Consider the following 24,702-nt stretch of genomic DNA (forward strand, 5'->3'; position numbering starts at 1 on the left):
AGAGGTGTAAAAGGGACAGGATAAGGGGAGTGGGGCGGATGGACAATGCGCGTTGGAACACCAACGCGCTCAGCCGTGGAGATTCAGTTTGGGGATGCCTCATCTTTAGTTGCCGGGGTTATCTGTTTGACCAGCCAAAGGCCAAGGTCAGATATGGAGTACGTCACAGGCGCTTTCGTGGGGGAGAATTGAATATCTATTTCTGGTGAGTTGTTGCTGATGAACGAGTCGTTCAGAAGCCCTTTGGCAATAAGATCTGATACGCAAGACTTAATCAACATAGGGTCCAGATCGCTGGGCAGCAGGTCTTCAATTGCACGCGTGGCGAGTGAGAGCTTCCTGCCCACAGAAAACATACCGTTGCCAGTTCCTGTGTCGTGAAGTTTTTGTGCTTCTGAAAGCACCAGGAAATGAATATCTTCCAGATCACGTACGAGGCGAAGGGTTTGAGAGGTCGCATCCCAGTGACTTGTTTTCTGGTTCCAGAGATTGCCCAGGATGGATGCAAAAACTCGGATTTTCTCTTCACTCAGTGATTCATTGATAGCGTTGAGAGAGATGCGCAGTGCAGGGATGAGGTCTGGCGAATCCGAAGGTGTGGAAAGTGGCACGCGTTTTTCAAGCTCGGCAATGAGCTGGCGGAGTTGTCGCAGCTCAAAGTCCAATGCCTTTTTAGACAGGTAGCGGTCAACAAACCCAAGACCGCTTGAATTCAGAATGACGCACAATGGCGTCCATAGCGGGTGATCGTTCTCATAGATGTAGCCAATTTTTTCAATTAGCGTTGCATTGTCGAGTTTGGACAGGTCCATTCCTTTTCCCTTAGTCGACGCATCAAAATCGATACAGTCAGTCAAAAAATTCCATACCTGCATACGGCTGGCGTCGGCATTGCTCAAGCCTTGAAGCCAAGCTGCCTACGTGCAGTTCCAGGCGATGCCCATCGGGGTCCAAAAAATAGAACGAGTTGCCCTCGCTCGAATTGGATTTCCACTCAATCACGTTACGAAGCCGCAAGTCAGCGGTGACTGCTTCAAAATCATCTTGCCCCACTGAAAACGCATAGTGGGTGTAATCAGGTGGCTTTTGCGCCGCACGGCGCTCGTCTAACGATAGGCAAAGCCATAGATCACCAAGGGACAGATAAGCCCCCGTGTCCCAGCGCGCAGCCAGCCTGAAACCGGGTAAAGCCACATAAAACTCGATACTGCGAGGGAGGTTCACCACCGCCAACGTAAGATGATTCAAGCCAGTTAACATAAACTTCTATCCAGAGCCAGTCCGCTAGAACGGTTGAGGGTATCAATATCGAGGGGCCTAACGTGCTTGAAGTGCGCTGAGTTCAACTTGCAGGTAGCTCATCCCACAAGTTGAACGTGTGCTGCTTCGCAGTACCATCAAGTGCCCCGAAGACGAGTTCCACCCTGGTCGTTGGCTTTTGTAGAAAAGCCAACCCTTGAATATGCGCAAGGATAAAGGCGAATAGCGCCTTGGCATCGGGACCTTGAAAGACTGCCTCGCAGTCGCCGCCATCGATTGCCATGTCGTCGCTATCAAATCGGCCGACGCCACTGCTGGCGAGTTGGGGCTGCAGGTTCTCGATAAATGTGCACCAAGGGCTGATGTCCCTGATGGTATGGGTGAAATACAGGATTAGATGTTGCATTGGGCGCCTCCTGTGTCACTGAGGGTGCCCAATATCAAACCGTCACAATGTTTCATTGAATAGAGGTCACGAAGCAGGAATCAACGCCGACAGGGGTGGGCGGGAGAGCATTGACCAGCATGACGGCGTTGTCACCACAGTTGAGAAAAACCAGGAAGTCCCCGGATTCAAACTGGACTTTAAATCCGACTAGCCTGGGTGCCTTCCCGCAAAATGAGTCGAGTATTCCCTCTACCTCACTGATCATCTCGCCTTCGAGGCAAGGTATCGATAGCGTTGCCAGGAGGTCTTCTCTTTTCCAGGCACAGGTCACATCAGGCTCTATCTCAAAAGCAGCGGGTGTGTCGGTGGGATATAAGTCAGCGCCTACACTTTCACCGTCACTCAAGAGGTACATGGATAGTATTTCTTGTTCGCCGAAACGCCACTCAATAGGGTCAATATCTCCTAAGGTTTTTTCATCGGCAAAATAATACTGGTCATACACAAGCCCACTGAGTCGCTTACCTTTCAGCAAACGTGCGTTGTGCAGGTCCTGCGCGGTTCTCGTGAAGGAAAAGGTGTGGCGCAAAGCCATTATTGTCTCCAGGGCTGCAGTCAGCAAAAGAGCGGCCTAAACCGCTCCCCTATTATTTGATGATCAATTTCGCTTGTAACCACTGGTGCGCATCAACTTCCCTGATGAGTCAAACAAAAAACCGACGGTGATATTGTTTTCAACTTCGTAAAGGTAAACGTATCGACCGTCCGGGTTGTGGTTTTCATCAACGGGTGCTCCCAGGCAGCCTTTAATTTGCTCAGACGTTGCCTCGCCTGCCTTATAGTCGCCAATCTTTTTAGGGCAGTTTGCAGAGGCGGCAGCACTGGGTTGTCGCATCTTTTCAATCATAAAGTTCGCGCTACCCAAGCCGGTTTCGCTGAACGTCATCAAAAACGGTGTGCGAGTGCCCTTGGAGTCAACAATCCACATTTCTTGCCATGCTTGAGCACCGGGGGTGCCCTCAGGCTGCCGAACGACGGATTTCACTATTTTTGTTTCCGAGGTAAACGCAGCTTTACCCAGTATGTTTTGCAGGCCAGCTGTTGCATCAGAGACCAGTTTTTCATTCGCCAGTGTGCCCTCACTGGCAACGTTTGGCTTGATGGCTGAGGCCGGCTCCAACTGCGCTGAGGTTTGGCAGCCGGACAATATGAAGGCAAAAACGATGGCGGCGAGCGTTACACGCATTTAATCACTCCCTGACTAAGATGGGCTTACCAGATGGCCTGGTAGCCTTGGCGATAATATCTATAGGCCATTACTGCGTCTAATGCCTGCGCGCAACCGAAAAATACCTATCAGTAGGGGCAACCTCAAATCGAACGCTGATTGACCCGTGCCATCAGTTGCTCCGCCGTTTCCTTGCGCTCCGAATAACGGTCCACCAGAAACGCCTGTTGACCACGCAACAGTAGAGTGAATTTCACCAGTTCCTCCATCACGTCAACGACGCGGTCGTAGAACGGTGACGGTTTCATCCGTCCGGCCTCATCGAACTCCATGTAGGCCTTGGGCACCGAGGATTGGTTGGGGATGGTGAACATGCGCATCCAGCGCCCCAGCACGCGCAGTTGATTGACCACGTTGAAGGACTGGGAGCCGCCACACACTTGCATCACCGCCAGGGTCTTGCCTTGGGTTGGGCGAACGGCGCCCAGCTCCAGGGGAATCCAGTCGATTTGCGCCTTGAACACGGCCGACATTGCGCCATGACGTTCGGGCGAGCACCACACCTGACCTTCAGACCACAGCACCAGTTCGCGCAACGCTTGCACCCTGGGATGTTCCACCGGGGCATCGTCTGGCAGGGGCAAACCGCTGGGGTTGAAAATACGCACCTCGGCGCCAAAGTGCTCCAGCAGGCGCGCGGCTTCTTCAACCAGAAGGCGGCTGAAGGAGCGCTCGCGGGTCGATCCGTACAACAACAGGATGCGTGGTTTGTGGCCTGATGCTGGCAGGTCTGGGAACAGGCCAGGGTCGAGGTTGGGCAGGTGTTCTGACATGAGGCCTCCTTCAGAGTGTGCCGATTCGATCGAGCTCAGACTTGAGCTGGTCGCGGTTGAGCTGGGCAAAGGGCAGTTCGAGGAAGGCTTTGCAGCGTTGTTCGATGGTCGCCAGTGTCGAGCGGAACGCGGCCTCGATTTGCGCGTCATCGCCGTGCACGTCGGACGGGTCTTCCAGCCCCCAATGGGATTTCAACGCCGGGCCGAAATACACCGGGCAAGCTTCGCCGGCCGCCTTGTCGCAAACGGTGACGACGATGTCTGGCGGGTTGTCCTCAAAGGCGTCGTTGCCTTTGCTGTGCAAGCCGTCGATCGAGATGCCGGCCTGCTGCAAGGTCGTCAGGCTGCGGGGCAACACCTGGCCCTTGGGGAAACTGCCGGCGCTCACCGCTTCAAAGCCAGCGGGGGCCAGGTGGTTGAACACGGCTTCGGACAGGATGCTGCGGCAGCTGTTGGCCGTGCACATGAACAGGACTCGCATAGGGTGCTCCTTTCGCTTGGGGCGGCTATCAAAGGCTCAGGCGCAGGGCCAGGGCCGAGAGGGTGATCAACAGAACCGGAAGGGTCAGCAGGGCGCCGACCTTGAAGTAATAACCCCAGGTGATGCGCATGCCTTTGCGCGCCAGCACGTGCAGCCAAAGCAGTGTGGCCAGGCTGCCGATGGGGGTGATTTTCGGGCCAAGGTCGCAGCCGATGATGTTGGCGTAGATCATGGCCTCGCGAACAATGCCCTCCGCTCCGCTGGCCTCAATCGACAGCGCGCCGATCAACACGCTTGGCATGTTGTTCATCACCGACGACAGCAACGCCGACAGCAGGCCGGTGCCAAGGGTGGCGGCCCACAGGCCTTGCCCGGCCAGGTGATCCAGCAGCCGGGCGAGCCAATCGGTCAGGCCGGCGTTCTTCAGGCCGTACACCACCAGGTACATGCCCAGCGAGAACACCACGATCTGCCACGGGGCTTCGCGCAACACCCGCCGCGTCGAGATCCTGTGGCCCTTGGCGGCGACCGCGAACAGCAAGGCCGCGCAAGCTGCCGCGACGGCGCTGACGGGAATGCCCAGCGGTTCGAGTGCGAACAGGCCGACCAGCAGCATCAACAACGTCCAGCCACCGACGATGAAGGTTGCGCGGTCACGAATGGCGGCTTTTGGTTCTTGCAACGCCTCCAGCGCATAGCACTGCGGAATGTCGCGACGGAAATACACCAGCAGCACCAGCAAGGTCGCGGCGACGCTGACCAGGCTTACCGGCACCATCACCGAGGCGTACTCGTTGAAACCCAGCTCGAAGTAGTCGGCGGAGACGATGTTCACCAGGTTGGACACCACCAGCGAAAGGCTGGCGGTGTCGGCGATGAACCCGGCTGCCATGACGAACGCCAAGGTCGCGGCGGGGGAAAAGCGCAACGCCAGCAGCATCGACATCACGATGGGCGTGAGGATCAGCGCCGCGCCATCATTGGCAAACACGGCGGACACGGCAGCGCCCAACAGGACGCAGAAGGCGAACAACCGATAGCCGCTGCCTTTCGCCCAGCGCGCCACATGCAGCGCGGCCCATTCGAAGAAACCGGCCTCATCCAGCAACAGGCTGATGATGATCACCGCGATAAAAGTGGCAGTCGCATTCCAGACGATGGCCCATACCGTCGGGATATCCTGCAGCGACACCGCGCCCACTGCCAGCGCGATCAGCGCACCGACCGAGGCGCTCCAGCCAACGCCGAGGCCCTTGGGTTGCCAGATGACGAGTACGAGGGTGAAGACAAAAACAGCCACGGCGACAAACATTGAATACTCACTCGATCAGGGGTCAGCAGCAGGCCGCTTCGCGCACGGGGCGCCCATTCATGTTTTGCAGGCGTGAAGCGTTGCCCTTGAGCCAGCCAGCGTTGGCCTTGGACGTCACCTGCAGAACCTCGTGAACCCACTCGGGCAGGTCTGGATTGAGGCGGTAATAGACCCACTGGCCCTGGCGGCGATCCAGCAATAACCCGCTGCTGCGCAGTTGGGCGAGGTGGCGGCTGATTTTCGGCTGGCTGTCGTCGAGCGCACACATCAACTCGCAGACGCACAGCTCACCTTGATCGGCAATCAGCAGGGTGGCCCGCACGCGGGTCTCGTCGGACAGGCACTTAAAGACTTCGGGAGGGGTGATCATGGCGTACTCGTAACATGTGGATAAACGAATATACGGATATCCATATATTAAGATCAAGTACGAAATTCGCTGAGAGCCTGCCTTTGATCGGTGAGGGGGGGAGCAAAAAAACTCAGGGCCTTGAATCCCATGTGTCAATCGAGAAAACTCCACCGCACAATTTGAGGAGGCGACAATGCAAGGAACAGCGTTTCAAATCGTGCGAATCGACCAGATCCACGAAATAGTTTCGCCTACCGTGGACGCACTTCTGCTGCCATCGGGTTTCGAAGTTCAAGGCCCATTGTCCTGGGTGCGCAGTGCTGACGCCCCCATCCGGCAGATCTTTCGCCTGGCGCAGTGGAAGGGCGGTGCGCTCGCGCCTTCATGGGGGTTGTCCCTGGATTTTGTCCCGCACCTGTCCGGCAATGACTTCAAGTGGCACAGGACTGTGAAGTCGGCGCGACCTGACCTGACGTTTGATGTGCGTGATCGGGCGCTTGATATTTCCTATAGCTACGGGCCCGAAACCATCGCCAAGTGCGCACCCGATATCCTCAGGGCAGTTATTCCAACCGCAGAATCCTTCTGGAACTCGGCGCGTTCGATAGCTGACCTGCCCAGTGCTTTTGAGCGGGTCAGGCAGCATCTGTCGACAGGCGGCTTGGGCTTTTACAACTACACGCAACACCCGCTTGCCTACGCTTTTGTGCTGGCCAGGAACGGCAAGCCCGATGCTGCTGAACAAGAGTTTCAGCGCTACTCACCGCGTCTTTCAGCGGCGGCGCAAAAGAAGCTTCGCACGCTGTTCGTTGATGCAGGGGGTTACCCAGGGGCGAGTGATTAACCGAATGAATCACCCACGTTGAAGCGTCTTTTGAATGGCCTTCAGTACCGCAGCGATGTGCCAGGTTTCAGGTCCGATGGCCGTGGCGCCTTTCGGTTCTGAAACCAATTCAATGTCCGTTGCTATCCCTTCCTCAGCCAGCAAGCACTTGGCCTCTTCCAGGTGTCGGTGTATGCCCGTCAACCACTGGCGACCCGTAACCGAAAGGAGAGCGAAGCTCTCGGTGTAAGAGCACGACAGCGTTTGCCGCAACTTGATCACCAAAGCTTTGTCCACACGAGAGAACGTCGGGCACAGCACATAGCTATTGCCGGCGGCAGCCTGCAGATGCCTCTTGTCATACAGGTATTGGTCCACCGTAAAGCAACTGGCTACCGTCTCCAGCGCCCCGGTGTGTACGTCCACTAGGTGCGCGTTGACGCCGACGTAGCAGTACTCGGTTTTGCCGTGCAGCACGCATTCTTCGGTATTGCAGCGCACCACCCAGTAGTCGCGGTCGGCAGAGAGTTCGCAGAACGCAATGGCAAATCGCTCCGGGCGACCCTCTCTGAAGGAGCCTTCATGAAGGTCAAGGACGATAGCGCTGGCTTGTTGTGCGGATAGCATCTGGATACTCAGGTGATCATTTTGAAGGTTAAGGTCACGGAAAACTTACTTCAATTTTTCCACCACCACGTTCGTGGTTTCAATTTCGATATCGCCGAAATCACCTTCCAGGATCAGTACATTGTCTGCAAGGCTGATGCCCTCCAACTCTCCAAGGTCAGCGCGGGCGTGCAAGTTCAATGCGCCAAGCCGGATAGCCAGCTTAAGTCCATCGTCGTTCCAGGCCCTCAACTTGCAACAAGCACCGTCTTGCAAGCGGACGGTCATTTCAAAGAAACGATGGGCTTGGTCAATAGAGATCGACAGGATGTTGCTTTCTTCCAGGGCTTGAATGTTCATCGGCAGGTCTCTTTCGTTTGACGGCATTCTGCTGGAAACCCACGGGTCAGTGCTGAGAAACCGCCAACTCAGCGCTATCTTCCTTGGCCCGCGTCGCCCGCACCGCCATCACCAGCGCCAGCATCGGCGCCAGGGTAAACACCGCGAACAACCAGCGCGCCGCATTGGCGACACCCGCATCGCCGGCTGCGTCGTTGATGCCCGCCATATTGGATATCACACCCGCCAATGCCGCGCCCAGCGCCATGGCGAACAGTTGCAGCGTGGTGATCGACGACGCGGCGGTGTCCTGGTCCTGGTCCTGGGCCGACGCGACTTGCAGGATGCGTGTCAGCAAGTGCGGCCAGCCCAGGCCGATACCGAACCCCACCAGGAACAGCCCAATGCAAATGGGCGCCAGCAGCGTCCACTCACCTGCACTGGTCACCGGCGTGGTGATGGCCAGTATCACCAACCCGGCCACGATCAGCAGCGGCCCTGCAAGGATGGCGCGATGGGCGCCGCGCCCGGTCCAGCCGGAGCTGAGGATCTCCGACACCGTCCAGCCTGCCGCCATCAACGCCGCCATGTAGCCGGCCACCAGCGGTGATTGGCCGTGCAGGTGCTGCAGGAAATACGGCATGAAAATCTCGCTGCTCATGCCGATCACCAGCAGGCAGGTGGTGGCGTAGAGCGCGCAGAGCGGGGTGCTGAACTTCAGCGCATCCCTGGGCAGCAGTCGCACAGCGGCGCGGGACTCCTGGCGAATCAACAACAGCACCAGCACCGCGCAAGTTGCGATGCCCAGCAGGTTCCAGCTCGGCAGCGGCGAAACGCTACCCGCACACACCGCCAGCACGGCCGCGGCCAGCAGTATCAACTGCGGCACCGGCAGGCGTGCGGCGGTGGTCGCGGTTGGGTCCCGGGGTGGCAGCGCCCGGCTGGTGAGCAAGATGTAGGCCAGGCTTACCGGCACCATCGCGCCAAATGCGTAACGCCAGGCGTCCAGTTCGGCAAACACGCCGCCCACGGCCGGGCCCACCAATGTCGCCACGCCCCACATGCCGGATACCAATGCCATTGCCCGAGGCCACAAGCGTTCTTCGAACACCAGTTGAATCATCGAGTAGCACAAGGCGAGCAAGACCCCGCCGCCTAGGCCCTGGATCGACCGCCCGACCAGCATCACCGGCATGCTCGGTGCCAGGGCGCAGATCATCACGCCCGCCATGAACACCAGGGTCGCCACCGCATAGGCCAGGCGTGGCCCGGTGCGTAGCAGCAGCTTGGAGGTGAGGGCCGAGCCCAGGATCGAGGCCACCACATACAGCGTGGTGCTCCAGGCATACAGCTCCAGCCCGCCGATTTCGGCCACCACCGAGGGCAAAATGGTGGTGGCGATATAGGTATTGGTGGCGTAGAGGGCAATGCCGCCGGAGAGGGCGAGGGAACGGGCCGCGTTTCTGCCGAGGAGCAATTCGCCCCAACTGCTGTTTTGGGTGTCCATCCACAATTCCTTGTCATACGGGCGCTGAAAAGCCCAATGGTTTGCATGAGCGACAGGCTTGGGTTAATTTGCCAAGCAATTGCTTTGAATATTGCGGCGGGGCTAAATATTTTGTCAAGAAATGACTTGGAAAATTCATCGGCGTCTGCGGCAGACCGTGTATTGCACCTGCTCAAGACCCGTGGCCCGCAGCTGGCCGCCGATGCGGGCGTATTTCTAGGCACCAGCGGGGAGGCTGCGCGCCAGCAACTGGTGAAACTGGCGGCCAGCGGCCTGGTGCAAGCCACCTCCGAAGTGCGAGGGGTGGGACGCCCGACCCAAGTGTGGCAACTCACGGCCCAGGGGCATGCACGCTTTCCGGACACCCATTCGGACCTGACCCTGCAACTGCTGCAGACCGTGCGAGAAACCTTTGGCGAGGCTGCCATCGATCGCCTGATCGACGTGCGCGAGCGTCAGACCCAGGCCCTGTACGAGCAAGAGATGGAAGGGTTGACGGACCTGAAGGCACGGGTCGAACGGCTGGCCACGCTGCGAACCCGTGAAGGCTACATGGCCGAATGGAGCGAACAACCCGATGGCGCCTTGATCCTGGTGGAAAACCACTGCCCGATCTGTGCAGCGGCCACGGCATGCCAGGGCTTTTGCCGGGCGGAGTTGCAGGTGTTCGAGCAGGTGTTGCAAGCCAAAGTGGAGCGGGTGGAACACATTCAACTGGGGGCGAGGCGGTGTGCTTATCGGGTATGCCCGGCCTGAGTGCTCTGTGGCACGTTAATGGTGTTTCTCCAGTAGCCGTGACATCATTAGGCCATTACTTGGCCTAGGATACGTTAGTACTCATGGAAGAAAAAATTCGTCAACACTATGTCAGCAGATTTTATCTCGATAGCTGGGCTACCCAAGATTCGAATGGTGATTCATGGATCTGGGTCCACAACAAAAAAGATAAAAACACTTATAAAACAGCTAACTTAAAGAAGGTTGCCCAGCAGAATAGGTTTTATCGGGTTGAGATTGATGAGGTTGTATGGGGGATGTTGAGTTACTACTTCGCTCCTTTGCAAGGTGAGCCGTTTGTGGCTGAGATGTTACACAAAATAAACCAGTTGCGTTTGGTGAATGCTTATAGAGTTTCCGGGCTTGAAAGGCACGAGAAGTTGGCACCTCTGGAAACAAACTTTCTCGAGGATATGTATTCCGCATTGGAAAGTGAGTTTGCATATACCGTTGCTGCAATGAGTGCTAGGCCTGAAAATATGAATGTCGCAGTTGAAGAAGATGCTGAAAGACATCACGACAACTTGTTAAAGTTGATAGCGAGTCAATATTTTCGTACGCGACGCGCCCGAAAGGCAGTTATAGATCTAACGAAAGATATGTATCTGGAAAGCGTGAATGGGACGGAAAAGCTCACGCCTGTTCAGGTAGAAACTGTGACCAAGGTTATTCTTTTTGTTGAGTCGATTAGGCTCGCAAATAATTTAATTAGAACTGGTTTTACGCTTTCGCTGGATCACAATGCAAGTGATCTGGATCTTGTGACCAGCAGCAATCCGGTGTGGGGGAATGTGGAGGATCGAGAAGAAAAAGAAGATGTAAGCTCCTTTAAGGCGGTTATGCCCCTTGCGCCAAAAGTGAATCTGCGCCTTTTTAAGTCGGACAATACTGACAGTGTTTTTCAGTTTAATAGTATTGATCGGGGCGTAGTGTATCGGCAGAACAAGCTGATCGCGGAAGCTTCCGACCTGGATGTCTATGCGACTACGAAACAGCAACTAAATATGTTCTAGCTTTCGTGGCTTGCACCTATGAGGCACCGCCCACTTAGGCGGTGCCTCATAGTTGTTTGCCGTAGGTTTTCATTTAGTGCTTGTTGCATCCTCGCCATACCTGCAGATTTGGCTGTGGTGGGGGCCTGCTACCCGCTAGGGAGCAATGCTTATGGAAATGAGATCAGTATTGAAGAAAATGCTTCGGAACTGTTCACTGATGAAACCTCCGCCCCAACGCATCCAGCCGCACCGCAATCACCGGCAACTGCTCACTGCTCCTCGCCAACATTTCCACGTCGTCCGCCGTGTTCTGGGCAATGCCTTGTACCGCCTGCAACCGCCCAACAATTTCCAGGTTGGCTGACGTCTGCTCCCGCGTCGTACTCACAATCCGCCCGTTCAACTGATCGATATGCGCGATGTCATTGCCCACGGCTTGCAGCATATCCACCGCGACCTGGCTGTCTTCCACGCACCGTTCCACCCCTTGGCGGCTGTCGTGCATGGCTTCCACGGCTTGGCGGCTGCCGTGTTGCAAGCCTTCGATGATGGTCTTGATTTCCTGGGTGGAGACGGCGGTGCGTTGCGCCAGGCTGCGCACTTCGTCGGCGACCACGGCAAAGCCGCGGCCTTGTTCGCCAGCGCGGGCAGCTTCGATGGCGGCGTTGAGGGCGAGGAGGTTGGTCTGGTTGGCGATGCTGCTGATCACTTCGAGCACGGTGCCGATCTGTTCGGCTTGCACCGCCAGGCCTTGCACGGTTTGGTGGGTGCCGTTGAGGCGGGAGGCCAATTGGGTGATTTCGTGCTGCGCGCGGCCGACACTTTGCTGGCCGCGCACGATTTGCTGGCTGGCCTTGCCCGCGTGTTCGACGGCTTGTTCGACGTGCACGGCGATGTGGCCCATGGCGTCTTCCATGCGCTGCATCGAGCCGGTCATCTGGGTGATTTCCGCCAGTTGGTGCCGCGCACCTTTTTCCAGGGTGCCGCTGGCGCTGGCGAGTTCCTGGCCCAGTTGGCCGAGGCCGTGGGAGTCGCGGGTGACGCCATCGATCAGGTGGGTGATCTGCTGCAGGAAGTGATCAAAGCGCTTGGCCAAAGACACATGCACCTTGCCTTCGCCCTGGCTGGCCTGCGAGGTGAATTGAGAGGTGACGGCCAGCATTTTTTCGAGCATTTCCTGGCTCTCGACCGCTTCGGCCTGGCTATGCACGGCGAGGTAGAGCAGGGCGACGGTTTCCATCACCACGTAGAACGCATGCACGAATACCATGCCCCAGCCGCCGTGATGATCCATCACAAACACCGGAAAACCCTGATGCTGCAAGGCATGGAACACCACGTGGTGCACGGCGATGGTGAGGGCGGCCACCAGGATCGGCAGCCAGTCGCGGTAAAACGTGAGCACGGCGAGCAAGGCGAAGATGCCGAAGTGGGATTCGATCACGCCCTGGGCCTGGTTGATGTGCAGGGCGGCCATGACCATCAGGCCTGCGCCGAGTGCGCAGCGCATCACGCGGGTGCCTGAAAGGGCACGGTAAAGCGCGGTCAGCACGACAGCGGTGCCGCCGCCGATGACCACCGCTTGCAGCAAGGTGTCGTGCCAGAACGCCAGGCCCACGGAGAACACAAACATCAGCCAGATCAACGCCAGCATGATGCGGTCGGCCTTGCGGTAATGCTCGAGAAAACGCGTACGGACAGGCATTCAGGCTTACTCCATGTAATCGTAAGAGGATCTGGCGTGCGCGGAGCGAGTGTTCGGATTCAATACTGCCAGTCAGTTATCGGCCTGGTCGGGCAGGACTTTAAACGGGCCTGGAGCCGTTCTGAGCCTCACCGCCCCGCAATCGCCACCCGACTCGTCGCCTTCACTTCCTTCAACGCCAGGCTCGACTGGATCGACGCAATCCCCAGCTGTCGGCGCAGCACGTTCTCGACAAATTCGCTGTAGCTGTCCAGGTCCTCGGCCAGCACCTGCAGCAGGTAATCCGCATCGCCGGTGATCTTGTGGCACGCCAGCACCTGGGGCAGCTCGCGCATCACGGCCTCGAACGCGTCCGGCGCCTGGTCGGCATGGATGGCGAAGCGCACGTGTACGAAGGCCAGGATGTTCAGCCCGAGCAGCTTGCGATCGAGGTTGGCCTGGTAGTCCTTGATCACGCCTTCTTCTTCCAGGCGCTTGCGGCGACGCCAGCACGGCGTGAGGCTCAGTGACAGGCGCTCGCTGAGCTGGGCATTGGAAATGCTGGCGTCTTCCTGCAGCAGGGCGAGGATGGCGAGATCGGTGTCATCAAGAGCGACCTGGCTGGTTTTATTTTTCATATATCGACGCCTTAAGGGTAAAAAACACCGAATAACCTAACAGCGAGGGAAGTAAAAGCAAAGAAAGCCCCGCCCCGCCAGAACAAAATAGACCCTGTCTTTTACTGGCGGAACCTCAGCAATGTTGACTGTTTTTAGTGATGACCACCGTTTGCACCATGGCACCGAATTGAAAGATGGCGTGCTCAAACCCTCGTTCGAACAACCGAGCCGTGCGGACACGGTGCGTGACCGGGTGCAACGGGTAGGGCTGGGCGAGATCATCGTGCCGCGCACCTTCGACCGTGCCTGCTATGTCAATGCCCACAGCGAGCGCTATGTGACCTTCCTCGAAACCGCCTGGGCCGAATGGACCGCCATTGGCCGCAGCCATGACGCGCTGCCGTTGGTATGGCCGGTGCGTGACCTGGCCAACCAGCAAGTGCCGGACTTCATTGATGGCAAGCTGGGCTTTTTCGCCATGGACGCTGGCTCGCCGATCACCCGCACCACCTGGAACGCGGTGAAAACCAGCGCAGACATCGCACTGACCGGCCTGGCGCTGATCGATGAAGGCCAGCACAGCGCCTTTGCCCTGTGCCGTCCACCGGGGCACCATGCGGCGCGCGAATACATGGGCGGTTATTGCTACCTCAACAACGCTGCGATTGCCGCGCAACAGGCCATCACCCAGGGCGCCCGGCGCGTGGCGGTGCTGGACGTGGACTTCCACCATGGCAACGGCACGCAGAACATTTTCTATGACCGCCCCGATGTGATGTTCATCTCGCTGCACGGTGAGCCGAGCGTGTCCTATCCGTACTTTTCCGGGCATGCCCACGAGCGCGGTGCCGGGGCGGGAGAGGGCTTCAACCTCAATTACCCGTTGCCGAAAAACACCGACTGGGCCGGCTACCAAATCGCCTTGCTCAACGCCTGTCGGCAATTGAAAAACTTCGCCCCCGAGGTGCTGGTGATTTCCCTGGGCGTCGACACCTTCAAGGACGACCCCATCAGCCACTTCCTGCTCGATAGCCCGGACTTCATTGGCATGGGCGAACTCATCGCCGGGGTCGGCGTGCCGACGCTGTTCGTGATGGAGGGCGGCTACATGGTCGATGAGATCGGCATCAACGCCGTCAATGTGCTGCATGGCTTCGAAAACAAGAGCGCCTGAGCGCCACCGTTCAATCCTTTTTTCTGCCAAAACTCAAAAACATAACAAGAGGTTTTGTGATGAAAACAACCACGCCCGGGCTTGCCGAAAAGCCTGCGTTGCAACGCACTTTGAGTAACCGCCACATCCAGCTGATGGCCATGGGCGGTGCGATCGGCACCGGCCTGTTCATGGGCTCGGGCAAGATCATTGCGCTGTCCGGCACCTCGATCCTGCTGATCTACATGATCATCGGGCTGTTCGTGTATTTCGTGATGCGCGCCATGGGCGAGTTGCTGCTCTCCAACCTCAACTTCAAGAGTTTTGCCGACTTTGCCGGTGCGTACCTGGGGCCGCGCGCGGCGTTTTTCCTGGGCTGGTCGTACTGGTTGAGCTGGAGCGTGGCGGTGGTGGGGGATGCGGTGGTGGTCGGCGGCTTCTTCCAGTACTGGTTCCCGCACGTGCCGGCGTGGATGCCCGCCGTGGGCATGCTGCTGACGCTGTTCGCGCTGAACGTGCTCACGGTCAAGCTGTTTGGCGAGGTCGAGTTCTGGTTCGCGATCATCAAGATCATCGCCGTGGTCACGCTGATAGCCGTGAGTGCGGTGCTGATTGCCTCCTCCTTTGTCTCACCCACCGGCGTCACCGCCTCGCTGGGGCATTTGCTGGATCGGCAAGCGGCGTTCCCCAATGGGTTGTTCGGCTTTTTTGCCGGCTTCCAGATGGCGATCTTTTCCTTCGCCGGCACCGAGCTGATCGGCACCGCAGCGGCCGAATCCCGTGCCCCGGAGAAGACCTTGCCCAAGGCGATCAACTCGATCCCGCTGCGCATCATCCTGTTCTATGTGCTGGCCCTGGCGTGCATCATTGCGGTCACCTCGTGGCAGCAGGTGTCGCCCAGTAAGAGCCCGTTCGTGGAGTTGTTCTTGGTGGCGGGGTTTCCGGCGGCGGCGGGTATCGTCAACTTCGTGGTGCTGACCTCGGCGGCGTCGTCGGCCAACAGTGGCGTGTTCTCCGCCAGCCGCATGCTGTTCGGCCTGGCAGACCTTGGGGATGCGCCGGGGATCTTCCGACGGCTGTCCACCCGCAGCGTGCCGTTTATCAGCCTGGCGTTTACCACGCTGTTGATGCTGTTGGGCCTGGTGTTGCTGTTTGTGGTGCCGGAGGTGATGACCGCGTTTACGATCGTGTCGACGGTCTCGGCGATCTTGGTGATTTTTACCTGGTCGACTATTCTCGCCTCCTACATTGCCTACCGTAAAAAACGCCCGGATCTGCACGCCAAATCCCTCTACAAAATGCCCGGTGGCGTGCCAATGGCCTGGTTCTCCCTGGGGTTCCTGGCGTTCGTGCTGTGCCTGCTGGCCTTGCGCCCGGACACGCGACTGGCATTGTGCGTGATGCCCGCATGGTTTATCTGGCTGGGGATTGCCTACCAGCTGTCGCAGGTTCGCAATCGGTTCAACGCCCGGGTAACGGAGGGCAGGGCGCTATAGTTGTTTTTACACAACGCTACGTTTAATCATGCGCGGCAATTCCTAACCTACAAGTCAAGAAAAGGACGCTCCCCATGAAAGTCAGTGCACGCAATGTATTCAAAGGCCAGGTCAGCCAGGTACAGGATGGTGCGGTCAACGCCGAAGTTGTCCTGACCCTGCCCGGTGGTGAGCAACTGGTGGCCGTCGTGACCATGGAAAGCGTGCGCAACCTGGGCATCGCCGTCGGTAAAGAAGCCGTGGCGCTGATCAAGGCACCGTGGGTGATGCTGATGACCGAGTCCAGCGACATTCGCCTGTCGGCGCGCAACTGCCTGGAAGGCAAGGTGCTGAGCGTCAACGATGGTGCGGTCAACGCTGAAGTGGTGATTGAGTTGGCCGGTGGTTCGAAGGTGTACTCCATCGTTACCCGTGATGCGGTTGCCGAACTCGGCCTGGCACCGGGCGTCAGTGCAACGGCCGTGATCAAAGCGTCGCACATCATCCTGGGCGTACCGGCCTGATGAAAAACGTGGAGGTCCGGTGACACCCGGACCTCCGCGCTCAGGGCGCCAGTTTGGTGAACACGTAGTCCCGGTCTTTCACCAATGCCTGGTGGCAGGCAAAGCACGTCTCGTGCTGGGCCTGGTCCGCCGGCTTGCCATTGATGAACCGCCCGAAACCCCAGCCGCCGGTGGCAGCGTACTTCTTCGAGTCCTTGACCATGAACTGTACCGTGGTGGCCGCGCCGGGAATGGACGCGGTCTTGAAGTCCGGTGACTGTTCGTGTTTCCACGCCAGCTTGGCCAACACCGTGCCATCGGGGAAGGGCAGTTTGCCTTCCCGGTAGGCCTTGAGTGCGGCGCTGTTGCCCAATACCACGCGCAGTTCGTTCAACGGGTCGGCTTCCTGGGCGGGCGCCACCAGTTCCCATTGGCGGTAGCCGTCGGGAATGGTCACGCCGTAGATCGGCGAGGCATTGTCGTCGGCGAACACCCAAGGGCTGGTCGCGCCGGCCAGGGCGATGAAGGCTAGGCAGAGGCGCTTCATCACAGGTGATCCGCGTCAATCACCGCCTTGGCAAACGCCTCGGGCGCTTCCTGAGGCAGGTTGTGGCCGATGCCGCCGTTGATCAGGCGGAACTGGTACTTGCCGGTGAAGCGCTTGGCGTAGTCTTCCGGTGCCGGGTGAGGGGCGCCGTTGGCATCGCCTTCCAGGGTGATGGTGGGCACACCAATGGACGGTGACTGCGCCAGTTTCTGCTCAAGCGCTTCGTATTGGCTTTCGCCCTGGACCAAGCCCAGGCGCCAGCGGTAGTTGAAGACGGTAATGGCCACGTGATCCGGATTTTGCAGGCCTTTGGCACTGCGGTCGAAGGTGGCGTCGTCGAATTTCCACTGGGGCGAGGCGGTCTGCCAGATCAGCTTGGCAAAGTCATGGGTGTTTTTCTGGTAACCCGCTGCGCCGCGCTCGGTGGCGAAGTAGAACTGGTACCACCATTGCAATTCGGCTTTTGGCGGCAATGGGTTCTTGCCGGCAGCCTGGTTGCCGATCAAGTAGCCGCTGACCGATACCAGCGCCTTGACCCGCTCCGGCCACAGCGCCGAAACGATATCCGCCGAGCGCGCACCCCAGTCATACCCGCCCAGCACGGCTTGCTTGATCTTCAACGCATCCATGAAATCGATCACGTCCTGCGCCAGTGCGGCGGGCTCGCCATTGCGCAGGGTTTTATCCGAGAGGAAGCGCGTGTCGCCGTAGCCCCGGGCATAGGGCACCAGCACGCGGTAACCCTTGGCGGCCAGCAGTGGAGCCACGTTGGCGTAGCTGTCGATGTCGTAGGGCCAGCCGTGCAACAGGATGACCACCGGGCCTGTGGCCGGGCCGATTTCGGCATAGGCCACATCCAACTGGCCGGCCTTGACGTGTTTAAGCGTGCTGAAGGCCGATTGGCTGACGGGCGCCGGAATGTTGATTTCGGGCATCTCGGCACGGGCTACGCCCAGGGCCCCGAACTGCAACAGCGCAAAGGCCAGAAAGAGTGGGCGTTTGGAGCGAGGGGTCAACTGAGTGTGCATGGCGAGCCTCCTGCGGCTTGATGTGTGCCTGGTGCTCAGTTGAACGCTGCGCTGTATCTGGCCTGTTTCAGAAAAGCCGCTGACTTAAAGGCGATGTATCACAGCGGCCTCTGTACACACTGCGATACAAACCTAGAACACTATCGCCCCTGCCCACCGAGCCATTGATCGTGGCCCAGGCTTGCGGCGCTACTGTGAAAAGTAACAGGTATAGACGAGCATGCGCCTAGCCGAACACGATCTCATAAGGTTCGCGCATGCGCTCCAGCAACACCTGGGCCAGCATCGGCGGCAGGCCGATTTGCGGGTCGCCTGCCAACTGGCTGGCATACGCATGGGCTGCATGCAGCTTGCGCGCAACGCTCCAGGTGTCCAGGCGCACCTTGCGCGCGCGTTGCCACGGAATCACCGAGCCCTCGCGCGCCGGCCAGTGCCAGGCCCAGATCGGCAGTTCATACAGGCGGGCGCCCATCAGGCTGCAGGCTTTGGCGCTCGCGCGGCCGACGGCGTCGTGATCGTCGTTGCCATCGTTGCGCCAGGTGCTGAACACCACGTCACCCGGCTGCAGGTAGCGCGCAATGAATTGGCTCAGCGGTTGCTCGCGAGCGGCCAGGGCGTTGTCGCAAAAACCGCCACGTATCCATTTCAGGCTGTGCAGTGGCATGCCCAGGCGGCGCAACGCCTCGGCACTTTCCTGGGGCCTGACCACGCTCAGGCGGCTGGCTGGCCACACATGGGAGCCGGGGTGGCTGGCGCTGCCATCGGTGATGGAGATCAATTGCAGCGGGTGGTCGCGGGTGCTGAGCAATTGCAGCAACCCGCCACAGGCCAGTACTTCATCACCGGGATGGGGGGCGATGATCACCACCCGTGCACCCGGTGGCACCAGCGAAGCAGGGGAAAGCGTGGGGATTTGCGCCAACTGCGGCGCGCTGTTCCAGATTTGAGCGGGACCACGACGGCCCTCGCTTAACGAGGCAGGCTTCATGGGTGTCACATCCTTGTCGATTGATGCTCGGCCGCGCCCTGTCAATGGGACGACTCTCTTTATTCACCGCAGACTCCGCTGCAATGATCGCGCGGCATTCCAACCCTGGAGTGCCAGCAAGGCGTTTTGAGCATAGACAAGGATCGGCGGCTTTTACATCTGGATATATCGATTTTTTACGTGGCCTGCATCAGGCTCTTCAAATAGTCGCCGAACCCACCCTGTGCGCGGCAGTCCAGGCGGGCGCTGGTGATCACCTGGGGCGTGTGGCTCCAGGCGATCGACGCGCCGCTGCGTTCCAGGTTGCGCACCAGTTGCACATCTTCATGGCAGGCCAACGGTTCGAACCCGCCGGCTTGCACATAGGCCCCGGCACTCACCCCCAGGTTGGCGCCGTGGATGTGGCGATGGCCGTCGCGCGCGGTATACGCCTGGTGATAACGGATCTGTGCGGCGGGGTCGAAGCCTTCGCTCCAGGCATCCACGGTCACTGTGCCGCACACGGCATCGGTACCCAGTGCCAATTGCGCCACCAGCCAATCGGGGGCCACACGGCTGTCGGCATCGGTGCAGGCAATCCACCGTGCCCCCAGGTTCAACAAATGCCGCGCGCCGGCGCCGCGCGCGTGGCCCACGTTGCGCGCCTGCACTTCAAGGCAATGCACCGGGAAACCTGCTGCAATGAGCGCGCTGGCGTCGCTGCAACTGTCGAGCACCGCCAGAACCTGTACGGCTTCATCCAATAATCCCGGATGGCTGGCGGCGGTCAGCGCGGCCTTCAAGCACTCGGCCAACAACGTTTGTTCGTTATGCACGGGAATCAGAATGCCGATCATCGCAGGCCCTCATGGCGCGCCACCGAGGTGCCGTCACGGCTCCACAGGTCAAGCAGGAAGTCACTTTCGTGATGCTGTACGACGTGATGCATGCCCAGCCGTTGTTGGAGCAGGTCATGTACCTGCTGCGCCGTTTGCAGACAATCGTCAGTCTGCGGGCGCCAGTGGCAGGCGAGCAGTTGACCGTCAGGGGTCAAGGAGGCGAGGGCGCGGTCAACCAGGCGGTGCAGGTCATCAGTACTGAGGTAGTAGCACAGCTCACTCAGCACAATCAGGTCGAAGGGCCCGGCCGGCCATTGTTCGGGCAGCCGGCTGTGCTCGACCCGCGCATGGGGAAACCCCAGCAAGCGGGCTTTCGCCAGGTTGACGGCCGCGCCTGCCGCGTCACAGCAGAGCAGTCGATCACAGCGCGAGGCCAGATCGGCACTCAACTCGCCATTGGCGCAGCCGGGTTCGAATACCGATGCATAACGCGGGCGCGTCAACACTGCCAGGGTCATTGCGCGCTTGCGTCGCTCGTACCAGCTGTGACGATACGCCCAGGGATCGTTGTTGCCCGCGAACAGTTGATCGAAATGCCGTGTTGCCTCACTCATACAAACACCACTTCAAAAGGCTGCAGCAAGCGTTCCACCACATAGGGGGCGAGCACCGGTGGCAGGCCGATCTGTGGATCGCCCTCCAATTGGCTGGCAAACGCGTGAATCGCATGGCGCTTGCGCGCCACGGCTTCGCACGTCAGCGGGATTTTGCGCGCACGGTGCCAGGGCACTTGGCTGTCTTCAGGAGTTGCCCAATGCCAGGTCCAGACGGGCAACTCATACAAGGTCGCACCGACCGCCGACGAGGCTTTAGCGCTGGCCCGGCCGACCGCTTCATGGTCGCTGTGACCGTCTTCGCGCCAGGTACTGAACACCACATCGCCGGGTTTGAGGTAACGCTGGATAAACCCCACAAGCCGGTCTTCATGGTCGGCCACTTTGCTGTCGGTAAAGCCGGCACGCAGCCATTTCAGGCTGTGCAGCGGCAGGCCCAGCCGGTGCAGAGCCTGGGCGGACTCCTGCGGCCGCACCACGCTCAGGCGTTCCACCGGCCAGCGCCTGGAGCCGGGGTGGCTGGCGCTGCCATCCGTCACGGAAATCAGCAGGATCGGCCGGCCCAATGCGGCCAACCCTTGCAGCAGGCCGCCGCAGCCGAGCACTTCATCGTCCGGGTGCGGGGCGATGATCACCGCGCGTCGGCCCTCGGGCACCAACTGCGCGACGCTCACCACTGGAAGTTCGGCCAACTGGGTCGAGGCCTGCCAGTGATGCAACGGCGTGCCTTGCCCCACGATCGGATTGGGTTTCACAGTTGCCACCTCCCTGTGGGTTCACCAGCGACCAGTTCGCCAAGGGCGGCCAGATCGCGCTCGGCATGACTTTGCCGCACATACACCGGCAGGTCCGCCATCAACTGGGCGAAGTGCGGGTCTTTGCAGTAGGGGCCGGCGCCCAACGCGCGCCCGACGTGGTGTATCACTTGTTCCACCGTGTCCTCGATGCACGCGCGCGTTTGTTGTGCCAGTTGCCGGGCATCGGCCTTGGGCTCGCGGTCGACCTGCTCGGCACTGGCGCGCAGCACACAGGCGGCGCTGTTCAACGCGCTGTCGACAGCGCCCAGGTGAGCGAGGGCGTGGGGTTCGGGACGTTTGCTGCACTGCGCGCGCAAGGCTTCGCCCAGGCGTTGCGCCGCGCCGTACCAACACGCGGCGATACCGATGCCACCCTGCCAGAACCCGGGGCGTGCCAGGTAATCACCCGGGCCACCGATGGCAATGCCTCGGGCGCCAGCAAAGAGGATTTCGACACTGCCGGTGGCCGCCATGCCCACGGCGTCCCAGCCCTCGTCGGTGACGGTGATGCCGGGCTGGCCCATCTCCACCGCGACCAACTGCTGGCGGTCCTCTTCGTCCCAGGCAGTCAATAGCCCATGGCTGACCACCGCTGCGCCGGAACACCAGGCCTTGCGCCCGTCGACGATCAAACGATGCCCGTCCTGCCGCACGCGTACCTTGGCCGTCGGCGGTTCGGCAGCCCACATGCCCCAGAGGCTGCCTTCGGGGGGCAGCGAGCCCTGTAGTTCGGCAATGATCGCCAAGGCGTCGGTGTGCCCTTCAAACAACTTGCACAGGCGCAGGTCGTGCCCGGCCACCTGGGCCAGGCGGCTGAAGCGCTCCAATGTCTGGCCACTGCCAGGCAACGGCAGGCGATCCAGGCCTTCTTCCTGAAGTGCCCTCAGCGCGTTCCCCAGGGCGTGTGTATCCGCATAGCCCCGAAAGCCCTGAAGGAATCCATGCAGCGCCATGTCAATCCTCCTGTTCATATTGCAGTTCGAACAGCAGCAGCGAGCGGCCGGTGACGGCGTACTCATGATCGAACTCGAAGCGTTCCTGGCCGCGCACCGAGGTCTGGTTGGTGTCCACCATGCACGTCCAGAAGCCGCCCTCGGGCACCGGTGGCAGGCGGAAATTGACCATGTCGTGGTGCGCGTTCACCACCAGCAACAGCGTGGCGTCGGCGCCCGGGCGACGAATGCCGGTTTCCTGGGCGCGGCCATCCATCAGCATGCCCAGGCAGCGGCCATGACTGTCCTGCCATTGTTCAGTGGTCATTTCATCGCCACTGGGCGCCAGCCAGGTCACGTCCTTGACCCCGATGTCTTCGTTGTAGTCGCCCACCAGGAAGCGCCCACGGCGCAGGATCGGGTAGGCCAGGCGTAACTTGATCAGGCGCTTGACGAACTTGAGCAGGGCCTTGCCATCATTGTCCAGGTCCCAGTTGACCCAACCGATCTCGCTGTCCTGGCAATAGGCATTGTTGTTGCCGTGCTGGGTGCGCGCGAACTCATCCCCGGCCACGATCATCGGCGTGCCCTGGGCCAGCAGCAGCGTGGCGAAGAAGTTGCGCATCTGGCGCAGGCGCAGGGCGTTGATCTCGGGGTCGTCGGTCGGGCCTTCGACGCCGTGGTTCCAGGACAGGTTGTTGTTGCTGCCGTCCTGGTTGTTCTCGTCGTTGGCTTCGTTGTGCTTGTCGTTGTACGACACCAGGTCGTGCAAGGTGAAGCCGTCGTGGGCGGTGATGAAATTCACCGAGCTGTAAGGCCTGCGCCCCCGGTGGTTGAACATCTCGCCGGAGGCGGTCATGCGCCCGGCAAAATCGGCCAGTTGGCCGTCGTCGCCTTTCCAGAAGGCCCGCACGGTGTCGCGGAAGCGGTCGTTCCATTCCACCCAGCCCGGTGGGAAGTTGCCCACCTGGTAGCCGCCGGGGCCGCAGTCCCAGGGTTCGGCGATGAGTTTGAGCTGACGCAACACCGGGTCCTGGCGGCAGGCCACGAGGAAGCTGTGGCGCTCGTCGAAGCCCTCGCGGTAGCGCCCCAGGATCGTCGCCAGGTCAAAGCGGAAGCCATCGACGTGCATCTCGTTGGCCCAATAGCGCAGCGAGTCGGTGACCATTTGCAGCACGCACGGGTGGCTCAAGTCCAGGGTGTTGCCGGTGCCGGAATCGTTGATGTAGAAGCGCTTGTCGTCGGGCATCAGCCGGTAGTAGGAGGCGTTGTCGATGCCGCGCATGGACAGCGTAGGGCCGCGCTCGTTGCCTTCGGCGGTGTGGTTGTAGACCACGTCAAGAATCACCTCCAGCTTCTGCTCGTGCAGGTGCGCGACCATTTCCTTGAACTCGGCGATCTTGCCGCTGGCCAGGTAGCGCGGGTCGGGGGCGAAGAAGGCGATGCTGTTGTAGCCCCAGTAGTTGGTCATGCCTTTTTGCAGCAGGTGCTGGTCGTTGACGAACGCATGCACCGGCAGCAATTCAACGGATGACACACCCAACTGGCGGATGTGCTTGAGCACGTCGTCTTCCATCAAGCCGGCGCAGGTGCCGCGCACCGATTCGCCCACCGAAGGGTGGCGCATGCTGATGCCGCGCAAGTGGGTTTCGTAGATGATCGTGCGGTCCCACGGCACGCGCACCGGCTGGTCGTTGCCCCAGGTGTGCGCCGGGTCGATGACCTTGCACTTGGGCACGAACGGCGCGCTGTCGCGTTCATCGAAGCTCAGGTCATCATCGGGGTGGCCGATGGTGTAGCCGAACAGGGCTTCGGACCATTTGAGCGCCCCCACCAGTTGTTTGGCATAGGGGTCGATCAGTAATTTGTGGTGGTTGAAGCGATGACCGTTGGCCGGGTCATAGGGACCGTACACGCGGTAGCCGTAAATCAGCCCGGGGTGGGCGTCGGGCAAGTAGCCGTGGAAGGTTTCGTCGGTGTATTCGGGCAGCTCGATGCGCTCCAGCTCCACTTCGCCGGCATCGTCGAACAGGCACAGCTCGACCTTGGTGGCGTTGGCCGAGAACAGGGCGAAGTTGACGCCCAGGCCATCCCAGGTCGCGCCGAGGGGGAAGGGCAAACCTTCACGAATCCGCGACGGCTCGTGGTCCGGCGTCGGTTGGCTGTTATCGGGTTTGCTCATGGTTGAGTTGCTCCTGCAAGGTGTGTTTTTTCAGGCCGAACGCCGCCGTGACGACCGTGCGCCAGACAATTATTCAGGTCAGAGTGCGGTCACCTGTGGGAGCGGGCTTGCTCGCGAATGCGGTGTGTCAGGCGACAACAGGGTTGTGTGTGCCGACGCTTTCGCGAGCAAGCCCGCTCCCACAGGGGATAGGTGTTTAGCCAGCTGGCTTGGGCGGCGCCTTGGGCTTTTTCGGCGCGGCCGGTTTGGCAGCCGCAGGCTTGGCTTTGGGCGGCGGCTTGGGTGCAGTCTTGGGTTTAGCCGCAGGTTTGGGTTTGCTCGGCGTCAGCGCTTCGGCTTCTGCCAGCTTGCGCGCCATCTCCCAGTGGCGCGTGTCTTGTCCGTGGGGCTTGCCTTCCGATTCCCAGATCTGATGCGCCAACTCGCGTATGCGTTTGTCTTCAGTACTCATCACAATGCT

At 59.9% G+C, this 24,702-nt stretch carries 29 protein-coding genes; 6 read left to right on the forward strand and 23 right to left on the reverse strand.

Features of this window, described 5'->3' with window-relative positions; translation table 11 throughout:
* Window positions 1-83: 83 nt before the first annotated feature.
* The 9 genes from HX803_RS11175 to HX803_RS11215 form a co-directional block, all read right to left on the reverse strand.
* Window positions 84-812, reverse strand: a complete 729-nt coding sequence (locus HX803_RS11175; RefSeq protein WP_178920531.1) for a hypothetical protein — start codon at window positions 810-812, stop codon at window positions 84-86.
* A 37-nt stretch (window positions 813-849) separates the two neighbouring features.
* A complete protein-coding gene (gene fos / locus HX803_RS11180) occupies window positions 850-1,260 on the reverse strand; it encodes a fosfomycin resistance glutathione transferase (protein WP_178920533.1) in 411 nt (136 codons plus the stop codon).
* A gap of 82 nt (window positions 1,261-1,342) precedes the next feature.
* Window positions 1,343-1,666 carry a hypothetical protein gene (locus HX803_RS11185; protein WP_178920535.1) on the reverse strand — a complete coding sequence of 108 codons (324 nt, stop codon included), beginning with the start codon at window positions 1,664-1,666 and terminating at the stop codon, window positions 1,343-1,345.
* 52 nt (window positions 1,667-1,718) lie between these two features.
* Window positions 1,719-2,243 carry a hypothetical protein gene (locus HX803_RS11190; RefSeq protein ID WP_178920537.1) on the reverse strand — a complete coding sequence of 175 codons (525 nt, stop codon included), beginning with the start codon at window positions 2,241-2,243 and terminating at the stop codon, window positions 1,719-1,721.
* A gap of 63 nt (window positions 2,244-2,306) precedes the next feature.
* Complete coding sequence (locus HX803_RS11195; protein ID WP_178920538.1) at window positions 2,307-2,894, reverse strand: hypothetical protein; 588 nt, start codon at window positions 2,892-2,894, stop codon at window positions 2,307-2,309.
* A gap of 125 nt (window positions 2,895-3,019) precedes the next feature.
* Window positions 3,020-3,709, reverse strand: a complete 690-nt coding sequence (arsH, locus tag HX803_RS11200) for an arsenical resistance protein ArsH (RefSeq protein WP_178920540.1) — start codon at window positions 3,707-3,709, stop codon at window positions 3,020-3,022.
* A gap of 10 nt (window positions 3,710-3,719) precedes the next feature.
* Entirely contained in the window at window positions 3,720-4,190 is a 471-nt protein-coding gene (locus tag HX803_RS11205) for an arsenate reductase ArsC (protein WP_178920542.1), read from the reverse strand.
* 28 nt (window positions 4,191-4,218) lie between these two features.
* Window positions 4,219-5,502, reverse strand: coding sequence for an arsenic transporter (locus HX803_RS11210; RefSeq protein ID WP_178920544.1), 1,284 nt, complete (start codon window positions 5,500-5,502; stop codon window positions 4,219-4,221).
* 22 nt (window positions 5,503-5,524) lie between these two features.
* The gene (locus HX803_RS11215; protein WP_178920546.1) at window positions 5,525-5,872 is read right to left on the reverse strand and encodes a metalloregulator ArsR/SmtB family transcription factor; all 348 of its coding nucleotides are present in this window, start codon (window positions 5,870-5,872) and stop codon (window positions 5,525-5,527) included.
* A 175-nt stretch (window positions 5,873-6,047) separates the two neighbouring features.
* On the opposite strand from HX803_RS11215, the gene HX803_RS11220 reads away from it, so the two are divergent.
* Entirely contained in the window at window positions 6,048-6,698 is a 651-nt protein-coding gene (locus HX803_RS11220) for a hypothetical protein (RefSeq protein ID WP_178920548.1), read from the forward strand.
* A 9-nt stretch (window positions 6,699-6,707) separates the two neighbouring features.
* Here the strand turns inward: HX803_RS11220 and HX803_RS11225 are convergent, their stop codons facing one another.
* Genes HX803_RS11225 through HX803_RS11235 form a run of 3 tightly spaced genes read right to left on the reverse strand, consistent with a single transcriptional unit; the run spans window position 6,708 to window position 9,129 of the window.
* Entirely contained in the window at window positions 6,708-7,304 is a 597-nt protein-coding gene (locus HX803_RS11225) for a hypothetical protein (protein ID WP_178920550.1), read from the reverse strand.
* Between the two features lie 45 nt (window positions 7,305-7,349).
* A complete protein-coding gene (locus HX803_RS11230) occupies window positions 7,350-7,643 on the reverse strand; it encodes a hypothetical protein (protein ID WP_178920551.1) in 294 nt (97 codons plus the stop codon).
* 46 nt (window positions 7,644-7,689) lie between these two features.
* Entirely contained in the window at window positions 7,690-9,129 is a 1,440-nt protein-coding gene (locus HX803_RS11235) for an MFS transporter (RefSeq protein ID WP_178920553.1), read from the reverse strand.
* 126 nt (window positions 9,130-9,255) lie between these two features.
* Here HX803_RS11235 and HX803_RS11240 point away from each other — a divergent pair, with 126 nt between their 5' ends.
* Window positions 9,256-9,885: a metalloregulator ArsR/SmtB family transcription factor gene (locus HX803_RS11240; protein ID WP_218647008.1), complete on the forward strand. Its 630-nt coding sequence runs from the start codon at window positions 9,256-9,258 to the stop codon at window positions 9,883-9,885.
* Between the two features lie 83 nt (window positions 9,886-9,968).
* Complete coding sequence (locus tag HX803_RS11245; RefSeq protein ID WP_178920557.1) at window positions 9,969-10,919, forward strand: DUF4238 domain-containing protein; 951 nt, start codon at window positions 9,969-9,971, stop codon at window positions 10,917-10,919.
* 193 nt (window positions 10,920-11,112) lie between these two features.
* Here the strand turns inward: HX803_RS11245 and HX803_RS32940 are convergent, their stop codons facing one another.
* Both HX803_RS32940 and HX803_RS11255 read right to left on the reverse strand, forming a co-directional pair.
* A complete protein-coding gene (locus HX803_RS32940) occupies window positions 11,113-12,606 on the reverse strand; it encodes a methyl-accepting chemotaxis protein (protein ID WP_178920559.1) in 1,494 nt (497 codons plus the stop codon).
* A 128-nt stretch (window positions 12,607-12,734) separates the two neighbouring features.
* Window positions 12,735-13,223, reverse strand: coding sequence for an Lrp/AsnC family transcriptional regulator (locus tag HX803_RS11255; RefSeq protein WP_178920561.1), 489 nt, complete (start codon window positions 13,221-13,223; stop codon window positions 12,735-12,737).
* Between the two features lie 121 nt (window positions 13,224-13,344).
* On the opposite strand from HX803_RS11255, the gene HX803_RS11260 reads away from it, so the two are divergent.
* From HX803_RS11260 to HX803_RS11270, 3 genes are all read left to right on the forward strand, one after another.
* Window positions 13,345-14,379, forward strand: a complete 1,035-nt coding sequence (locus tag HX803_RS11260) for a histone deacetylase family protein (protein ID WP_178920563.1) — start codon at window positions 13,345-13,347, stop codon at window positions 14,377-14,379.
* 59 nt (window positions 14,380-14,438) lie between these two features.
* Window positions 14,439-15,854, forward strand: a complete 1,416-nt coding sequence (locus HX803_RS11265) for an amino acid permease (protein WP_178920566.1) — start codon at window positions 14,439-14,441, stop codon at window positions 15,852-15,854.
* A 74-nt stretch (window positions 15,855-15,928) separates the two neighbouring features.
* Window positions 15,929-16,357, forward strand: coding sequence for a molybdopterin-binding protein (locus tag HX803_RS11270; protein ID WP_155585186.1), 429 nt, complete (start codon window positions 15,929-15,931; stop codon window positions 16,355-16,357).
* A gap of 40 nt (window positions 16,358-16,397) precedes the next feature.
* Here the strand turns inward: HX803_RS11270 and HX803_RS11275 are convergent, their stop codons facing one another.
* The 9 genes from HX803_RS11275 to HX803_RS11315 form a co-directional block, all read right to left on the reverse strand.
* Window positions 16,398-16,883, reverse strand: a complete 486-nt coding sequence (locus tag HX803_RS11275) for a cytochrome P460 family protein (RefSeq protein ID WP_178920568.1) — start codon at window positions 16,881-16,883, stop codon at window positions 16,398-16,400.
* The gene (locus HX803_RS11280) at window positions 16,883-17,911 is read right to left on the reverse strand and encodes an alpha/beta fold hydrolase (protein ID WP_178920570.1); all 1,029 of its coding nucleotides are present in this window, start codon (window positions 17,909-17,911) and stop codon (window positions 16,883-16,885) included. Before HX803_RS11280 ends, HX803_RS11275 begins: the two co-directional genes overlap by 1 nt.
* A 226-nt stretch (window positions 17,912-18,137) precedes the next feature.
* On the reverse strand, window positions 18,138-18,899 hold the full coding sequence (locus HX803_RS11285) for a PIG-L deacetylase family protein (RefSeq protein WP_178920572.1): 762 nt from the start codon (window positions 18,897-18,899) through the stop codon (window positions 18,138-18,140).
* Window positions 18,900-19,075: 176 nt separating this feature from the next.
* Window positions 19,076-19,735 carry a glycosyltransferase family 2 protein gene (locus tag HX803_RS11290; protein WP_178920575.1) on the reverse strand — a complete coding sequence of 220 codons (660 nt, stop codon included), beginning with the start codon at window positions 19,733-19,735 and terminating at the stop codon, window positions 19,076-19,078.
* Entirely contained in the window at window positions 19,732-20,331 is a 600-nt protein-coding gene (locus HX803_RS11295) for an SAM-dependent methyltransferase (RefSeq protein WP_178920577.1), read from the reverse strand. The genes HX803_RS11290 and HX803_RS11295 overlap by 4 nt, the downstream gene beginning before the upstream one ends.
* Window positions 20,328-21,086 (reverse strand): PIG-L family deacetylase, encoded by a 759-nt coding sequence (locus HX803_RS11300; protein ID WP_178920580.1) that lies wholly within the window; start codon window positions 21,084-21,086, stop codon window positions 20,328-20,330. Before HX803_RS11300 ends, HX803_RS11295 begins: the two co-directional genes overlap by 4 nt.
* Complete coding sequence (locus HX803_RS11305; protein WP_178920581.1) at window positions 21,083-22,081, reverse strand: acyl-CoA dehydrogenase family protein; 999 nt, start codon at window positions 22,079-22,081, stop codon at window positions 21,083-21,085. Before HX803_RS11305 ends, HX803_RS11300 begins: the two co-directional genes overlap by 4 nt.
* Window position 22,082: 1 nt before the next feature.
* Window positions 22,083-24,242 carry a glycogen debranching protein GlgX gene (gene glgX / locus HX803_RS11310; RefSeq protein WP_178920583.1) on the reverse strand — a complete coding sequence of 720 codons (2,160 nt, stop codon included), beginning with the start codon at window positions 24,240-24,242 and terminating at the stop codon, window positions 22,083-22,085.
* 196 nt (window positions 24,243-24,438) lie between these two features.
* Complete coding sequence (locus HX803_RS11315; RefSeq protein WP_178920585.1) at window positions 24,439-24,693, reverse strand: DUF2934 domain-containing protein; 255 nt, start codon at window positions 24,691-24,693, stop codon at window positions 24,439-24,441.
* Window positions 24,694-24,702: the final 9 nt, after the last annotated feature.

It is taken from the genome of Pseudomonas sp. P7548, assembly GCF_013386585.1.
In the GTDB taxonomy this organism is placed as follows: Bacteria; Pseudomonadota; Gammaproteobacteria; order Pseudomonadales; family Pseudomonadaceae; genus Aquipseudomonas.

Excerpts from the sequence above, each read along its gene's own strand:
- HX803_RS11175 (WP_178920531.1), bottom strand. The coding sequence starts at position 812 with ATGGACCTGTCCAAACTCGACAATGCAACGCTAATTGAAAAAATTGGC.
- fos (WP_178920533.1), bottom strand. The coding sequence starts at position 1,260 with ATGTTAACTGGCTTGAATCATCTTACGTTGGCGGTGGTGAACCTCCCT.
- HX803_RS11185 (WP_178920535.1), bottom strand. The coding sequence starts at position 1,666 with ATGCAACATCTAATCCTGTATTTCACCCATACCATCAGGGACATCAGC.
- HX803_RS11190 (WP_178920537.1), bottom strand. The coding sequence starts at position 2,243 with ATGGCTTTGCGCCACACCTTTTCCTTCACGAGAACCGCGCAGGACCTG.
- HX803_RS11195 (WP_178920538.1), bottom strand. The coding sequence starts at position 2,894 with ATGCGTGTAACGCTCGCCGCCATCGTTTTTGCCTTCATATTGTCCGGC.
- arsH (WP_178920540.1), bottom strand. The coding sequence starts at position 3,709 with ATGTCAGAACACCTGCCCAACCTCGACCCTGGCCTGTTCCCAGACCTG.
- HX803_RS11205 (WP_178920542.1), bottom strand. The coding sequence starts at position 4,190 with ATGCGAGTCCTGTTCATGTGCACGGCCAACAGCTGCCGCAGCATCCTG.
- HX803_RS11210 (WP_178920544.1), bottom strand. The coding sequence starts at position 5,502 with ATGTTTGTCGCCGTGGCTGTTTTTGTCTTCACCCTCGTACTCGTCATC.
- HX803_RS11215 (WP_178920546.1), bottom strand. The coding sequence starts at position 5,872 with ATGATCACCCCTCCCGAAGTCTTTAAGTGCCTGTCCGACGAGACCCGC.
- HX803_RS11220 (WP_178920548.1), top strand. The coding sequence starts at position 6,048 with ATGCAAGGAACAGCGTTTCAAATCGTGCGAATCGACCAGATCCACGAA.
- HX803_RS11225 (WP_178920550.1), bottom strand. The coding sequence starts at position 7,304 with ATGCTATCCGCACAACAAGCCAGCGCTATCGTCCTTGACCTTCATGAA.
- HX803_RS11230 (WP_178920551.1), bottom strand. The coding sequence starts at position 7,643 with ATGAACATTCAAGCCCTGGAAGAAAGCAACATCCTGTCGATCTCTATT.
- HX803_RS11235 (WP_178920553.1), bottom strand. The coding sequence starts at position 9,129 with ATGGACACCCAAAACAGCAGTTGGGGCGAATTGCTCCTCGGCAGAAAC.
- HX803_RS11245 (WP_178920557.1), top strand. The coding sequence starts at position 9,969 with ATGGAAGAAAAAATTCGTCAACACTATGTCAGCAGATTTTATCTCGAT.
- HX803_RS32940 (WP_178920559.1), bottom strand. The coding sequence starts at position 12,606 with ATGCCTGTCCGTACGCGTTTTCTCGAGCATTACCGCAAGGCCGACCGC.
- HX803_RS11255 (WP_178920561.1), bottom strand. The coding sequence starts at position 13,223 with ATGAAAAATAAAACCAGCCAGGTCGCTCTTGATGACACCGATCTCGCC.
- HX803_RS11260 (WP_178920563.1), top strand. The coding sequence starts at position 13,345 with ATGTTGACTGTTTTTAGTGATGACCACCGTTTGCACCATGGCACCGAA.
- HX803_RS11265 (WP_178920566.1), top strand. The coding sequence starts at position 14,439 with ATGAAAACAACCACGCCCGGGCTTGCCGAAAAGCCTGCGTTGCAACGC.
- HX803_RS11270 (WP_155585186.1), top strand. The coding sequence starts at position 15,929 with ATGAAAGTCAGTGCACGCAATGTATTCAAAGGCCAGGTCAGCCAGGTA.
- HX803_RS11275 (WP_178920568.1), bottom strand. The coding sequence starts at position 16,883 with ATGAAGCGCCTCTGCCTAGCCTTCATCGCCCTGGCCGGCGCGACCAGC.
- HX803_RS11280 (WP_178920570.1), bottom strand. The coding sequence starts at position 17,911 with ATGCACACTCAGTTGACCCCTCGCTCCAAACGCCCACTCTTTCTGGCC.
- HX803_RS11285 (WP_178920572.1), bottom strand. The coding sequence starts at position 18,899 with ATGAAGCCTGCCTCGTTAAGCGAGGGCCGTCGTGGTCCCGCTCAAATC.
- HX803_RS11290 (WP_178920575.1), bottom strand. The coding sequence starts at position 19,735 with ATGATCGGCATTCTGATTCCCGTGCATAACGAACAAACGTTGTTGGCC.
- HX803_RS11295 (WP_178920577.1), bottom strand. The coding sequence starts at position 20,331 with ATGAGTGAGGCAACACGGCATTTCGATCAACTGTTCGCGGGCAACAAC.
- HX803_RS11305 (WP_178920581.1), bottom strand. The coding sequence starts at position 22,081 with ATGGCGCTGCATGGATTCCTTCAGGGCTTTCGGGGCTATGCGGATACA.
- glgX (WP_178920583.1), bottom strand. The coding sequence starts at position 24,242 with ATGAGCAAACCCGATAACAGCCAACCGACGCCGGACCACGAGCCGTCG.
- HX803_RS11315 (WP_178920585.1), bottom strand. The coding sequence starts at position 24,693 with ATGAGTACTGAAGACAAACGCATACGCGAGTTGGCGCATCAGATCTGG.